This window comes from Pseudomonas sp. RA_105y_Pfl2_P56 (assembly GCF_963970845.1).
GTDB lineage: Bacteria > Pseudomonadota > Gammaproteobacteria > Pseudomonadales > Pseudomonadaceae > Aquipseudomonas > Aquipseudomonas baetica_A.
Window position 1 is genome coordinate 127,744 of the sequence record NZ_CAXAPL010000011.1, and the last position, 13,612, is coordinate 141,355.

Here is a 13,612-nt window from a genome sequence, read left to right on the forward strand (position 1 = left end):
GCAAGCTGCGAGCGCGAAGAATGAGCTACGCCAGAAGACAATCCGGCGGGCGTGCTGTCGATCATTCATCGCACGGGCCATATTTCTGCACTCGATAGCGAAGCACCTGAAGAACACGACCGCCGTAAGCCGGCTCTGCGTATTGCTCAACTGGCGCGCCGAAGAATCCACGCCGCTCTGCCAGGCTGTATGCCTCGCGAAGGTTGTGAGCGCTGATGTCCTCAAGTTGTTCGTCGATGAGCGATTTAACCGGTGCCGTACTCATGCTTCCTCCTTGCGCCGCTGACAGGTGTCACGCAGGCGTTTGCAGTAGTGGTTGAACTCGTCGGTAGTGATTGCGCCGTCGGTGAAGAGGCGGGTGATCAAGCCCTGAACCAGTAGGCTGATGTCTTCTTCGCCGGCGGGCGCCGACACTCCATCAAGGGCTTGGTCGATCAGGATGTGAGGGCTCAAAACCCGCACTCCTGCTCGACGCGATCGCTTTCGCGCTTGGCATCGCGATACTCGTTGGCTTGCCTTGCGACCAGATCGCCGGCGAGCGACCGAACGATCTGCGCATCTCCGCTGACGGCTTCGATGGCCCAGGTGTGCAAAATCCCGCCTTCTTTCCGCCTGATCAGCTCGATCAAAATCTTCTCGATGTACCGATCAGGATCCGGATTCGCTGCCATGTGATCCGCCAGCGCTTCCGGCAAGTGGTCAGCGTTGACCAGGACCTTGCTTCGGCCCACCGGGTTGGGTGCCTCGACGTGGCGCCGATAAAGCAGATCGTCGACCGATTCGGCCAGCCATTCCTGACCTGCCTCTGTTTCGAGAAAGTCGTCTTCCGGGATGGGCTTGCGTAGAGCTGACATGGTCGTCTCCAGAGTGGCGGGGCGTTGATCCAACAAAACTCGGATGCACTCATCCGCTCCGCTGGTTGCCGTTGGGCGCGGAGGGGAGTGCATTCGGGTGGTGTTGGAGGGGGGCGTGCAGGTTGGCTAGTGGCTTTATGAAATCAATTAAGGTCAAATGGGATCCAACCTACAGCCATGAGAACGATTTGATGTACAAATTTTTTATTGATAAGGGCAACCTTAAAGCCACAGCTCAGATGCTTTTTGATTCAAAGCGGATGGTTGACGCGGTGGATGTTGGTGCGGTTGAAGCTGCATTGATAAAGCGGTTGAAATATGTGTTCTCGGACTCTGGCGAGGAGTTCAACATGACAAACTGCCCGTGCATCTTTGGCCCGGTCTATTGCATGCCTTTCAATAAACCTAATGGTCCGTACACCGATATCGTTCTTAATCTCACCATTCGCCCAAGCGACGAAATCATTCCGAAGTGGACGTTCGAACCGTTGTGAGATTTCCCGTTAAACCCCCGATACCTCTTTTATAGAGGATCGGGCAGTTAACGAAAGGCTGTCGCGGCGCTGGCTTGTCAGTCGTAGATGCCGTAGCTGAACTCGTCCTCATCGCAATCGACAATGATTTTGGATTTACCGAAGTAAAGTGCAGCAACCATCTTTTCGAATGGCGAGCGGAATTTCAGGGTTTGGCTGATTTTCTCGTTGTCGATTTTGGCGGCGTATACCGATCCGACCTCGTGACCCTTTTCGTTTCGATCCTTCCCATAACGGTCGAAACTGATGTGGATCGCGTTGCCGAGCATGTACTCGCTGCGCTCGGAGCTTCGGGAGTAGGTTGAAGTCCCGCGATCCTTCGGTTCCTTGTCGAAGTAGATGTGCATGCCACCGTAGTCGGATGGCTGGAAGCGAATGTCCGGAGCTTCCCAGTGCTCTTCGGCTGCCGACTCTTTGTGGTCTTCGACGAAGGCCTCCAGCAGCGCCTGCAAGCTGATCACTTCTGGCATTGCATCTTTGTTCAGCACCTCGTCGATCTGTTTCTGCGCCAGGCGCACCATGTCGGCTTCGACGCCGCTGTTTTCCCACTTTTCCTTCAACGCGGAAGCAACCATTGCGTTGTAGCGAGTCAGCTCAAAGATTTCGGTCAAATTGGCTGGCAGCGCGGCCTTGATTGCCTCTTCGACCTGCTTGCCCATTTCGCCGTAACGGCCGAAGCAGCTGTCGATCACGCTGGTGAACATCTTCTTGACCTGATCGTCGATGATTTCGACTGGCTTCTCGCTGTTTGCAAAAGCAGTGACGCGCTCGGCGAGCAGCGCTTGAAGTGTTTGTTCGCTCATTTGATGCTCCGTGCTTGATCGGTTGTTTTCCCAATGCGCCCGGCCAACCAGGCGCATCAGTGAAACTTTCCGCTGATCCTTCGGCGCTACTGGCGCGGTACAGATCGATTCAAATTGTTCCTCCAGCCGCGGGCCTTTCGGCTTGTTCTCCCGCTGGATAACTGCTTTCGACGTTTTACGCTGCACGCCCGGGTCAGTTGCCAACCCTTTGAACCGTTGAGGCCGGTTCATCGCTGCCTTTGAATCTGGGCCGGTGGTGATCCGGCAAGGTGAAGCGGTGGATCTAAAGAGCGGCGGGCTGTGAGGCCCTTCGCAGTGGCTGTGAGGCCCTTCGCAGTGGCTGTGTGTCGCTGCGATGGATCGAACATTAGGCATTCCTTCTTTTGCAGTCAATAGGTATGCCTAATTATTTTCGTTAGGCACAAAAAAACCGCTCATTGGCGGGCTACGGATCAGATCGGGAAGGGCAGAAACAAGAAGCCCGGCGCTGGGCCGGGCATGGGGTTAGGCGGCCACGGTGGCTCTAGGGATCTCCGCATCAGGCACAGATATACCCTCTTTGAAGAACATGACCTCATCGCCTACATATCGAGCCTGCGCTGTGTAGTGCAGTCCGTACGTCAGAGCCTCGTTCTGGCTGTACATCTCGCAGATTTCCGGCGCGCTGTCGTACGAAACTACCCATGGTCTCTCGAAGTCAGGAGATTGCAGCAATCGAGCAATTTGTAGGTGATCATCGTGCTTGTAGAAGTTTCGATACAGGCCGCGGCCCTTAACATAGTAGGGGGGATCAAGGTAGATCAGCGATTGGCCAGGCAGAAATTCTGCGGCGCGGCCAAGCAAAAGAAAGGCGTCCTCGCAATATACCGAAATCCGATCTGCATTCAGCGCGATTCGTTCCAGTCTGGCAGCAATCATCTCCTTACTGAATCTAGCATCGAGTTTGTAAGCGCCAGTCTGAGCCTTCCCCCCGATAACTCCGCCCTTGAGGATGCCGGACCGGTTCGTACGGTTCACAAAAAGCGTTGCAAAGCCCCTTTCTGCAAGGGATAGATCAGGGTCTTGGCCAAGCATCACGGAACGCCAGTGATGCCATTGCTCCATATTGATTGGTGTGTCTCTGAGCAGCTTTAGGATTCCGTCAGGATCGGAGGTCGCGGCTGACCAAAAGGAGAATACGGCCGGATCGAGATCATTGACATGGATATGAGTCGCATGACCGTCAAAAAGAAGCTCAAGGGCTACGCCGGCTCCGCCAGCAAACGGTTCGAGATAATGTCCGCCCGCCAGGCCATTAGCCCGCATTACCTCAGCAATGAAAGGCGCAAAGCGAGCCTTCCCGCCGGGGTAGCGTAAAGGGCTGTATAGCTTGTTGGAGTACATTTTATCTCATCCTTTGAGGCGTCTGAGCCCCAGTTTATCGGCGCCCAGTATACTTGGTCAGCCCCTATTTTGTGAGTTTTGCTGTCGCGATTGACGCTGCGATGAGATCGTCTTGGAATCTCGCCACCTCTACGGGATTTTCGGCAAGCCACAACTCTACCAGTTTCCAATCAATAATTCTTTGCAGTCGGGCTTTCATCCAGCTTTTAGCAGAAACTCGATCCTTTATGTTAAAGTCACCTTTGAGTAAATGAGTGCTTAGCTGATTTCTAGTTACATTCATATCTTCTAATGATTGGCGAGCCGTTGGATAATTCTCATCATCTTTCATAAGCTCTTTTACAAATTCGTAGATTGTTCTCTCTGGAGAATGCCCCTTTCCCGAGCTATCACGGCTACCCGGGAGCTTGACGACATTTTTCAATCCGGCTGTGACTGACGCGTCGGCATCTACAACAATTAATACTTTCTTAAAATGTTTATCAAATTTCTGTAAGCCTTGAAGGTTATTACATCCAACGCTTATTGGTATTGCTTTTAGTCTTTTACCAGTCGCCGCATTGACTTGCCGTTTGACCTTTTGTGTCAATAGATGGCCAAGTATAAAATTAGCCTCTGCATCTTCGAGATATATTTTTAGGGAGTTGTCGACTGCAGCCAGTTTCGGGGCGGGTGCTGGCGGCGTTAAACTCATATCATCTTGGATTTGGGAGAAGGATAGATCCTTTTTTATTCTTGGGGCAATCGAGTCAGTGATATAAACCACCGAGTCTACTCTCACACCTTTATCATCTATTGGATTAGCGTCCGGGTGGATCGCTTCTATCATACACAATGAATGTGTTGTCGCTACAACCTGTATTCTGAGCTTTTTAGCAACATTCTTAATCCCATCCATCAGCGACTTTTGTGCATGAGGATGGAAGCCCGCATCGATTTCATCGATTACTAGAAGTCCGCCAGGGTAATCCGGCCACTCTCTTTCCAACCGCCGGAACGATGCCAGAGCAGTAGCTATGGAGCTAAGGCTGTCTTGGCCGAGCGAGATACTTTTCGGGCTGTGAGCATATTCTGGGTGCTTGGCAATTTTGCTCGTCCCCTGAATGGACTGGGTGGTGATTGCATTTGTCGCGGTATCCGAATCATCGGCTATGTTTATAACGTCTTTAATAAATTTATTAATAAATGCAGCATCAGATTTATCTATCGTGTTATCGAGACTGTTTAAAATAAGCTCAGGATCGCTTTCACCAATTGGGATCATGCGAGTCATGCCAAGATATATGGTAGGGATAGGAACCTTTGAGTCAGATCCTATGACAACCCCACTTTTGATGTCCTCATAATTACCTGCTTTTGTATTTCTTGGTACGACCCTTACTTCTGTTCTGCTGGTTTTGCCATCTTTGTTTTTTACTAGTCGCCTAGTAAATCCACATCTCTTGGTGAATTCGTTGCCGTTGATGAGGTAGTCTAAATGCGGATTGGAGAGCGTGCCATTTGTTTTGTTGATAAGATATTCATTTTCGAAGTCGATGTGAATGATTTCGTTAAGCAGTCCTGTGAAAGGTTTGCCGGTATATGTTTGAATATTAGTGTCGGTTATGCCTGAGCCATTTGCGATTAGCGCTAGTATGGTCGATTTTCCGATACCGTTGTGTCCTGCGATTAATGTAACGCGCTCAGCGAATTCGACCGTGATGTTCTTTAATTTTCGGAACGGAGGCTTGTCTATCCTTAATCTAACTAAAGAAAATTCTTGTTGAGGAACCTTGATCGCTTCTTTGGAAGTTTTTCTTGTTTGGCGATTTACCATGATGTCCCTTTCTATGTTAGGTTAAGCAAATAACGCTTGTGTGGACTATTAAGTGAGAGTGGCGATTGATAATTTTCTTCTTTATTCGCACTAAGAGCGCATTCCAGACGAACCGTGTGCGCGCCTAGATGTCGGCCTCGTTATGCGTCACGCAAAATTCTTCCCGCCTTCATCTTTTCCGCATGCCCCGCCATCAGATCCTCGACCGTCTGAAATCTGGTCCCTATCTCGATCAGCTCCCGGGCGACTTCCTCATGTCTGGCCTCGAATAGGTTCACAGCGGCTCGCATCAAATCGACGCCTGACCACTTGAGTAGGGCAGCAGCCTCTTTCAGGTCGCGACGGAGCTGCTGATTCGGTTTTGTGAGGGACATGGCTTATACCTAAAGCTTCCGAGCGTTCCACACAAGCAGAACTCGGGCCTGGATATGCACGCGTGGAAGCATGTCACCCTCGATCATGATCGACGGGTACACCGGATTGTCTGAAATCATGCGCAGAGATCCGCCAGTCAGTCGCTGGAGCCGTTTAATGAAGAGCTCGCCATCCAGCGTGAAAACGTAGATCGCATCGGTGCGTATTTCGGTTATGCCGCGATCCACCAGCAGGGCATCACCATTGCGGAACGTTCCCTCCATGCTGTCGCCATCACCATCGATGATGGCCAAATTCTCCAGTTTTGAATAAGACAATCCCTGCGTCTGAAGCCAGTCGAGGTGGACGGTAATATCCCTGATCACCTCGATATGGTCGGGGGGGACCCTTCCGGCGCCCATTGATCCAGCCACGTCCAGCTGGGGGATCGTTATAAAGCTGGAATCGAGAGACTTCCTTCGTGAATCAATGGAAATCACGTTGCTCTCCTTGCTATCCGGTAAAAGTCCGCCATCCACGCCCTTGCGCATCGAGCCCTTTCCGGTAGCCAGCCACATCGGTTGTACCTTCAGAAAATCAGCGGCGATTAGAAGGTTCTGCCCTTCGATGGTTTTGGTTTTCCCTGAAAGCCAGTCATTTACAGACGGCGCGCGAATCCCACAAGCCCGTGCAAGAGAGGCCTGCGAAACCTTGGGCGGGCCAGCCATAGCCAGCTTTAGTCGTTCTTGAAGTGTCGTCATTAGGGGAGCCTAACACTAGGCATCTAAGGTATTCCTATTGACCTAAATAAAAGGTATGCCTAATATCTGCGTCTGTGCGAATAGCCGGAGAAATCAGGCATGAACCCAAATGAAATTATCGACGCTCTCGGCGGCACCTTTCGGGTGGCCGAGCTGTGCGAAGTACGCCCTCCATCGGTAAGCGATTGGAGGAAGTACGGCATCCCGAGGGCGCGAATGATGTTTCTGCGCATTGCTAAGCCGGAAGTTTTCAAAGCGCTGGAGGCTCAAGCCTCTAATAAAACAGCCGCCTGACATCCCCGCCCGCCGATCCATTGAAGACATTTTGACCGCATCCAACCCAAGGAAAAACTAGGACATGAAAACGCCCGTACTAGAGACCCGCCGCCAAGTCATGGCCGCCGTGTCCAACGCTTTCCCTGGCGGGATGGATTGCGCAGCTGCTCGCCTTGGCATCAAAGACAAACGCCTAGAAAACCAGATCTACGAAACAGCAGGCTGCAAGCCTTTGAGCGATGCCGAAATCTTCGTGCTGGAAAGCGAAACGAAGACTGAGCACTTGCCGGATTACATCTGCGCCATGTACGGCGGTGTGTTCGTGAAGATCCCGGAAGTGGCCGAGCTGGACAACGTCGACCTTTACCAGCGCTCGCTGGCGGCATCTGCACAGCGCGGCGCCCTAGACCAAATGGTTGCATCGGCACTGGACGATGGCGAGATCGATGCAGAAGAAGCCAAGAAGATCCGCGCCCTGCACGCCAAATACATGTCGGCGAGTCTTGAGGCGGTCGGGGCGGTGATTGAGCTGCATAAAGCCCGCGCATAAATCGCAGGCACAAAAAAGCCAGGTTCGTGGCCTGGCTCATTGCTACATCAGCGAGGCAATAATGAATACACAGAATGCTTACGTCAATACTCCCAACAATGTCGCGACACGTTTTTCGAATACAGAAAACTTGTCGCGTACCACCATGTCGTCTCGCGAGATCGCCAATGTCACCGGCAAACGTCACGCCAACGTAAAGCGTGATATAGCCGCGATGCTCAAGGAGTTGAAATTGAATGTACTCAGTTTTGAGCACATCTATCTCGACGGGCAAAACCGTGAGCAGGTCGAGTACATGCTCGATCGCGAGCACACTGACTGCCTGCTTACCGGATACAGCGCCCCTATGCGCATGAAGGTGATTCGCCGCTGGCGCGAACTGGAGCAGCAGCGGGGCGCCCGCGAGCAGGATCTGCTCAATGGCACAAAGGTCGTCGGCGAGATCGCCATCATGGAGTGCTTCACGCGCTTGCTGAAGCCTGCGCCATCCTGCCAAATGGCGATGCTCACAAAGATCGCCCAGAACAACGGCTTAGACCCGAAGTTTCTCCCAGGCTACGCCATTGATGCCGCGCCAGACGCTGCTGGTGGTTCCTCCATGCCTACCAAGTCGGCCACAGCCTTACTGAAGGACAACGCAATCCGTTATGCGCCGGCCGCATTCAACCGCGCTTTGGCGGCGAAGGGATTTCTGAAGCCGATTCAGCGCAAAAACGCCAAGCAGGAAACCGTCGACTTCTGGTCGGTTACCGAAAAAGGAATGGCCTTTGGCAAGAACCTGACCAGCCCACAATCGCCCCGCGAGACGCAGCCGCACTGGTATGTCGATCGTTTCGTCGAGCTGGCCACGCTGGTATTGGCAGGGAAGGCCTAATATGCAATTCACCGTCACGATCAATCAGGTGAAGGCGTTGGAGTGGGGCCTGAACTCTCAGCAGGCCCTGCTGTTCGCCTTCGTCTACGGCTGCCCGAGCTGGACAAAGCCAATCAAGACTGACGACGGGATCTTCTTCGCGCTGAGCAAGGCCAAGATCACTGAGGAGCTGCCGCTGCTCACTGACAAGCCAGACACTGCTTATCGCATGCTGAAGGCTCTGGAAGAAGCCGGATTGATTGAGCTTTCCAGTACCGCGAACATCACTCTTTTCCGTCTGACCGAGAAGGCGATCGAGTGGAACCAGAAGCTGGATGGGTCGGAAAAATATCCGACCCCTCCGAAGAACGAAGGTCGGAAAAAAATCCGATCTACATCGGAAAAAAATCCGAGCAAGGTCGGAGATAAATCCGAGCCAGGGTCGGAAAAATCTCCGACAAATCAGGATACCAATCATCAGGGTACCAATCAGGATACCAGTCAGGACTTGCAAGGCGGCCCGGACAAGCCGGCCCGCAATCTGGTTCTGGTGGTTGATCGAACCGATACGCCACGGGTCGAGATCCCTGCCGATATGCCAGGCCCAAAAGACCAGTCCTGCAAAACCTTCAAGGTCTGGGCGAACTACGCCATGGCCTACCGCAAACGCTACAGCACCTGGCCGGTATGGAATGCCAAGGTCGGTGGACAACTCGGTCAACTGGTCGACCGCCTCGGCGCCGATGTTGCTCACCACGTCGCTGCCCACTTCCTGAAAACCGCCGATGCCGCCGTGCTGCGGAAGTGCCACAGCCTCAACGAACTGCTGGCCAACGCCGAGAGCTATCACACCCAGTGGGTGACCGGTCAGCGCATCAACGGGACGACTGCCCGCCAGATGGAGCGTACCGAGGCGAACGTCTCCGCCGCCGAACAGGCCGCACAAATGGTATTGGCTAAGCGCCAAGCGGGAGAGCGCAATGAGTACCTTTGAAATGAACGATCAGCAGGTTGCTGGACTAGCTGCAGCGATCTGCGCCACCGCCGAGGCCATGGGGCAGGAAATGAATCCAGGCACTGCGGCGATGATGGCCGAAGACCTCTGCGCGTACTCGGTGCCCGCCGTGAAAGCCGCGCTGAAGGCCTGCCGCTTCGAGGTGAAGGGAAAGCTCGCCATGGCCGACATCCTCCAGCGAGTGCAGGCCGCTGACGGCCGCCCGGGCAAGGACGAAGCATGGGCGATCGCCATGACCACCAACGATGAATTTGAAACCGTGGTGCTGACCGACGAAATCCAGCTCGCGCTGGCAGCCGCGAAACCTGTTCTCGATGCCGGTGACAAGGTTGGTGCGCGCATGGCGTTCAACAGCGCTTACGAGCGTCTGGTGGGGCAGGCCCGGGAGGACAACAAACACGTCAATTGGCACGTGTCGGTCGGCTTCGACGCCAACCGCCGCACGCAGGCGATCACTAAGGCTGTGCAAATGCAGCGCATCCCACAGGAGCGCGGGCAGCTTTACCTGGCCGACTTGAGTGTCGCACCGATTACTGAAGACGGCCGTGCCGTCGTTGCGCTGCTCACCGGTGAGATCGCTCGGCCTTCGCCAAGGCAGCGCGAGAAGCTCGCAGCAGTGAAGGATTCGATGCTCGCAATGCGAAAAGAATCTGCTGAGAAGAAAACAGAACTGCGGATTCAGTACGCCAACGACTTGGCTGATCGCAGGGCGCTGCTGATCCAGCAGGCCGAACAATTGGAAGCAAGGAGTGCGGCTCAATGACCATCGACAAACAAAAACTCCAGAAGCTGCTGTGGGCCGAAGCAGCGTCATTCCGTGCCGACTGCGCAGACTGGAAGCGCAACACCGAAGCGCTGCAGGAATTCCTTGGGGAGAAGACTGTGGAGGAGGTGGCGCTTGAGCTGCTGGCCGAGAATGAAGCGCTGCGCAAGGCTGCGCTGGAGGCCCGCGAATTCATTCTTCACGAAGCCGAGGTGCGTGGGCTGCTGGATGAAAACAATGAGGTTTCCTTCAGGCACCCAAGACGCCAAGCGGCCATCGCATCCATCGATGCCGCCATGAGCAAAGCGGTGCAGCCATGACCGCCAAGATCAGCGTCAACTGCCAGGCCAAGCTCTCTGAAGCCATCACCGCGCTCAGCACCATGTTCCGCGACAAGAAGTTCGTCGTCGTATCGCTGCGCCCGGGAAAGGACCGCACTCTCGACCAGAACCGGCTATGGTTCTCGATGTACAAGCGCATTGCGGAGATGACACAGATTGGCGATGAGGCCGACGCCCGCCGGTACTGCAAGTTGCACGTCGGCGTGCAGATCCTACTCAACGAGGACGCGGGTTTTCAGGCGGAGTGGTACCGCGTCATGCGTCACCTGCCGTATGAGACGAAGCTGGCCATGATGGGAGGCTGCAAGCTGTTCGGCCCGGACGGATTCCCGGTGACCAGCCTGTTCAATCGCGCCCAAGGTGTGGCCTACACAGATCGCATCGTCGCGCGCTTTGCTCAACAGGGCGTGTACTTCGACGATCTGCTGAGTCAGGAGGCTGCATGACGATCGCAAGGAGGCAGCCAAAGCCGAAGAAATGCTGTGTCGTATCGTGTGGAAAATCCTTCATCCCTTCGCGCATGGGGCAGGCCGTTTGCAGTCCGGCCTGTGCAGCAATTGATGCCCCGCGTCATCAAGAGAAAGCTCGCAAGGCGATCGACCAGTGCGAGCGCCGCGCGATCAAAGTCCGTAAGGAGAAGCTGAAGAGTAGGGCGGAACACATGCGTGAAGCCCAAGCAGTGTTCAATGAGTGGATCCGCCTGCGTGACGCTGATCGTCCATGCGTCAGCTGTGGTCGCCACCATGAAGGCCAATACCACGCTGGGCACTATCGCTCTGTGGGAGCGAACCCCGAGCTGCGATTCGAACCGCTCAACGTGTGGAAGCAATGCGCGCCATGCAACACGCATCTGTCCGGCAACCTGGTGAATTACCGGCTTTCGCTTATGCAGCTGATCGGCCCGGAAAAGGTCGATTGGCTGGAAGGGCCGCACCCGGTCTGCAAACACACCGTCGAAGAAATCAAAACCATCAAGGCCGAATATCGGGCAAAGACCAGAGAACTGAAAAAGGAAGCAGCATGAAACTGATCAACGCAAGGCAGGTATGGACTGAGGCTCAGCACGAATCGAACGCGTCGATCAGCGCAGCGGCCATTGACCGGGCAGAGTCGGTGCCTGTGAAGAAGGGCGCTCGGATGCGCCGGCATGAAGCTGTGTTCGCCGCGCTGGGCGATGACAAGGAAGAACGCATCGAGATTGTTCGCCAGCGGATCAGCATCAGCGAGACGCGGCGTACGCCGGTAGGTCGATCAACTGCACGGGCCGCACACCTGGCGATGATCGGCAAGGTACTCCGCGCGATCGATACTCTGCCGTTCCAGGTGCAGCAGTTCGGTCACTACCTGTATCACCCGGCAATGAACATGCGACACCTGCTGAATGCGGTGCTGCTGATCACCGCCAAAGCGGCATTGCCAGACCTGACATCGGCCAAGCGAGTGAAGGCGCAGTACCTGGTCACCCTGGCCCTGCAATCCTACAAGGGGGAGGTAGCCGGATCTGCCGAGTGGGGCCCGGCCCGTGTTGCCGCAGAGATGAATGCGTTCTTCGGCGTAACCATCGACCCGAAGAACTGGACGCGTGACTGGCTCGACCTTTGGGAATCCCTTAAAGAAGTTATAAAGGAAGTGGATATTCAGGCACAACAACCTATTTGGCAGGTGATTCACTCGGAAAAATATCAAGAGGCGGCATAATTATATTGACATGACGGGGTTTTGCGCGTACTTTTCCCATGATGCACAAGTAACGCGAAACGCACACGAATACCTAAGCCCGGCAAAGCGCCGGGCTTTCATTGCCTGGATTAATGTGCAGACGTCACTAATATCTCCATTGCCCCGTTTGGGGTTCCTTGGAGGGACGCGCATGAAGAATTTGGCAATGATTGCACTGGCATCTGTTTCGATCCTAGGGTGTCACGGAGTTACGACCCCTTCTTTTCCGACTCTTGCTAATTATAGAGCGGTGGCCACGGCCGAGCCGCAATATCTCGCTGCTTGGGCAGACTTGGATGAGGCGAGTGAGTACTGTAGGAAGATTCACAATAATTACGAAGCACGCTCAAAAAACGCCGAAGAAGCCAAACTAGGTATAGGTAGTGCAGGTGGTGTTCTGGGTGTGACCGGCGCGATGCTTGCGGCTGCCGGAACAGGCGGAGTCGCCGGAGGTATTGCGTCGGGTCTTGCGGGCGTTGCGAGCACTGTCCTCGGTACCGCGGAAAAGGGGCCCTTAGGCACTGCAGAGTTCACCGCTCAAAAGGTCAGTATTGCGAAGATGGTTCAAACGGCATCTGATGATGCGATAAAGCTACCTGTTTCAGATCACGCAAAAATTTTTGCGATCGGACACGGCTTGAGAAATTCATGTTTCGCGGCTGAAGCCTCAGACAAGGCAACGTAATTTTTTACAAGGTCAGATTCAGTTATCGAAATTTTTCAGAAAGCCCGGCCATTGCGTCGGGCGTTCTTCTTGCTCGAAAGGATTCAGCTCTTGGAATACTCCGCACTTACTCTAGCCGCCGAATTGAAGCGTCAGATCATCAGGCAGTTGCCGTCCAGGCCGCTGGTCGGTGGCGGATTTCGTCATTTTGAACTCAAAGCATCGGTCAAGGCTGAAGTCAGTGCCGAAGTGTCCTACGAGGCGTTTGAGACAGTGTTGCTGGATTTGAGCGCAGAATGCCCGGAGTGGGAGATAGAGCTTGAGGGCAGCCATGACAACCTGAAGGCGACCTTCAGCAGATAATTCGTGCATTTTGGCTGCAGCTTGCAACGTCAAACGGTGCTAATGTCCGCTAGGTTGAACCTGACACAGAAAACGCATGGAGTTGTCTATGGAGACTGCCGCATATTACGAAAACCAATTGCTCTTGGCGATCAGTCGATCTACTGAGCATGGCCCCGTGGGTATTGCCATTGAGCGTAACCCTGCGCCAAATGATAAAGCGCACTGGCATCGTCTGAAATCATGCTTGAACGATTTGGTTGAGCGCGGACTTCTCAAAGCCTTTACATGTTCGCTTTCTCACTCTCTTAGGCATGACGTCACTCGGTCTGGGTGGATGCACCTGCGAGTGTTGCGCAAGCGCAAAAGAGTTGCGTAGGATCGCTCCATCATAAGCCCAGCCATCGTGCTGGGCTTTTTTATTCCTGACTCCCTGACGGGGAGGAACCGAGATGTCCGTAAGCGGCCAGCGAACACACCTTCAGAAATCCGGAATTAAGGGCGATGGTGTCCGCCTATTTTTAAGCGGACGCGATCACCCTTATCGCCAGGATTTCCATGCGCCAACGAAGCTCCTATCCCAAA

20 protein-coding genes are annotated in these 13,612 nt (G+C 54.1%); 12 read left to right on the forward strand and 8 right to left on the reverse strand.

The window, feature by feature from the left end:
• Positions 1-61: 61 nt before the first annotated feature.
• The 3 genes from AACY11_RS10345 to AACY11_RS10355 are packed head-to-tail and all read right to left on the reverse strand — an operon-like array spanning position 62 to position 854.
• The gene (locus AACY11_RS10345) at positions 62-265 is read right to left on the reverse strand and encodes a hypothetical protein (protein ID WP_339494626.1); all 204 of its coding nucleotides are present in this window, start codon (positions 263-265) and stop codon (positions 62-64) included.
• Positions 262-453, reverse strand: a complete 192-nt coding sequence (locus AACY11_RS10350) for a hypothetical protein (protein ID WP_258717530.1) — start codon at positions 451-453, stop codon at positions 262-264. Before AACY11_RS10350 ends, AACY11_RS10345 begins: the two co-directional genes overlap by 4 nt.
• Positions 450-854, reverse strand: a complete 405-nt coding sequence (locus tag AACY11_RS10355; protein WP_339494627.1) for a hypothetical protein — start codon at positions 852-854, stop codon at positions 450-452. Before AACY11_RS10355 ends, AACY11_RS10350 begins: the two co-directional genes overlap by 4 nt.
• 137 nt (positions 855-991) lie before the next feature.
• On the opposite strand from AACY11_RS10355, the gene AACY11_RS10360 reads away from it, so the two are divergent.
• Positions 992-1,348, forward strand: a complete 357-nt coding sequence (locus AACY11_RS10360) for a hypothetical protein (RefSeq protein WP_339494629.1) — start codon at positions 992-994, stop codon at positions 1,346-1,348.
• 77 nt (positions 1,349-1,425) lie between these two features.
• Here AACY11_RS10360 and AACY11_RS10365 read toward each other — a convergent pair whose 3' ends face one another.
• From AACY11_RS10365 to AACY11_RS10385, 5 genes are all read right to left on the reverse strand, one after another.
• The gene (locus AACY11_RS10365; RefSeq protein ID WP_339494631.1) at positions 1,426-2,583 is read right to left on the reverse strand and encodes a hypothetical protein; all 1,158 of its coding nucleotides are present in this window, start codon (positions 2,581-2,583) and stop codon (positions 1,426-1,428) included.
• A 111-nt stretch (positions 2,584-2,694) separates the two neighbouring features.
• Positions 2,695-3,573 carry a DNA adenine methylase gene (locus AACY11_RS10370; RefSeq protein WP_339494633.1) on the reverse strand — a complete coding sequence of 293 codons (879 nt, stop codon included), beginning with the start codon at positions 3,571-3,573 and terminating at the stop codon, positions 2,695-2,697.
• 64 nt (positions 3,574-3,637) lie between these two features.
• Positions 3,638-5,389 (reverse strand): ATP-binding protein, encoded by a 1,752-nt coding sequence (locus tag AACY11_RS10375; protein WP_339494635.1) that lies wholly within the window; start codon positions 5,387-5,389, stop codon positions 3,638-3,640.
• 140 nt (positions 5,390-5,529) lie between these two features.
• A complete protein-coding gene (locus tag AACY11_RS10380) occupies positions 5,530-5,763 on the reverse strand; it encodes a hypothetical protein (protein WP_339494636.1) in 234 nt (77 codons plus the stop codon).
• A gap of 9 nt (positions 5,764-5,772) precedes the next feature.
• Positions 5,773-6,504 (reverse strand): S24 family peptidase, encoded by a 732-nt coding sequence (locus AACY11_RS10385; RefSeq protein ID WP_339494638.1) that lies wholly within the window; start codon positions 6,502-6,504, stop codon positions 5,773-5,775.
• A gap of 99 nt (positions 6,505-6,603) precedes the next feature.
• Between AACY11_RS10385 and AACY11_RS10390 the strand changes: the two genes are divergently transcribed.
• The 11 genes from AACY11_RS10390 to AACY11_RS10440 all read left to right on the forward strand — a co-directional run bounded on the left by AACY11_RS10390 (position 6,604) and on the right by AACY11_RS10440 (position 13,048).
• The gene (locus AACY11_RS10390; protein WP_339494640.1) at positions 6,604-6,798 is read left to right on the forward strand and encodes a hypothetical protein; all 195 of its coding nucleotides are present in this window, start codon (positions 6,604-6,606) and stop codon (positions 6,796-6,798) included.
• Between the two features lie 64 nt (positions 6,799-6,862).
• Positions 6,863-7,330: a YmfL family putative regulatory protein gene (locus tag AACY11_RS10395; RefSeq protein WP_339494641.1), complete on the forward strand. Its 468-nt coding sequence runs from the start codon at positions 6,863-6,865 to the stop codon at positions 7,328-7,330.
• Positions 7,331-7,475: 145 nt separating this feature from the next.
• Positions 7,476-8,204: a Rha family transcriptional regulator gene (locus AACY11_RS10400; protein WP_339494660.1), complete on the forward strand. Its 729-nt coding sequence runs from the start codon at positions 7,476-7,478 to the stop codon at positions 8,202-8,204.
• A gap of 1 nt (position 8,205) precedes the next feature.
• Positions 8,206-9,177 (forward strand): phage replication protein, encoded by a 972-nt coding sequence (locus tag AACY11_RS10405; protein WP_339494643.1) that lies wholly within the window; start codon positions 8,206-8,208, stop codon positions 9,175-9,177.
• Positions 9,164-9,961, forward strand: a complete 798-nt coding sequence (locus tag AACY11_RS10410) for a hypothetical protein (RefSeq protein WP_339494645.1) — start codon at positions 9,164-9,166, stop codon at positions 9,959-9,961. Before AACY11_RS10405 ends, AACY11_RS10410 begins: the two co-directional genes overlap by 14 nt.
• Complete coding sequence (locus AACY11_RS10415) at positions 9,958-10,281, forward strand: hypothetical protein (protein WP_339494646.1); 324 nt, start codon at positions 9,958-9,960, stop codon at positions 10,279-10,281. Before AACY11_RS10410 ends, AACY11_RS10415 begins: the two co-directional genes overlap by 4 nt.
• Complete coding sequence (locus AACY11_RS10420; protein WP_339494648.1) at positions 10,278-10,748, forward strand: hypothetical protein; 471 nt, start codon at positions 10,278-10,280, stop codon at positions 10,746-10,748. The genes AACY11_RS10415 and AACY11_RS10420 overlap by 4 nt, the downstream gene beginning before the upstream one ends.
• A complete protein-coding gene (locus AACY11_RS10425; protein ID WP_339494650.1) occupies positions 10,745-11,326 on the forward strand; it encodes a recombination protein NinG in 582 nt (193 codons plus the stop codon). Before AACY11_RS10420 ends, AACY11_RS10425 begins: the two co-directional genes overlap by 4 nt.
• Entirely contained in the window at positions 11,323-12,000 is a 678-nt protein-coding gene (locus AACY11_RS10430) for a hypothetical protein (protein ID WP_339494651.1), read from the forward strand. The genes AACY11_RS10425 and AACY11_RS10430 overlap by 4 nt, the downstream gene beginning before the upstream one ends.
• Before the next feature lie 172 nt (positions 12,001-12,172).
• Positions 12,173-12,706, forward strand: a complete 534-nt coding sequence (locus tag AACY11_RS10435; protein WP_339494653.1) for a hypothetical protein — start codon at positions 12,173-12,175, stop codon at positions 12,704-12,706.
• A 90-nt stretch (positions 12,707-12,796) separates the two neighbouring features.
• Positions 12,797-13,048 (forward strand): hypothetical protein, encoded by a 252-nt coding sequence (locus AACY11_RS10440; protein WP_339494654.1) that lies wholly within the window; start codon positions 12,797-12,799, stop codon positions 13,046-13,048.
• Positions 13,049-13,612: the final 564 nt, after the last annotated feature.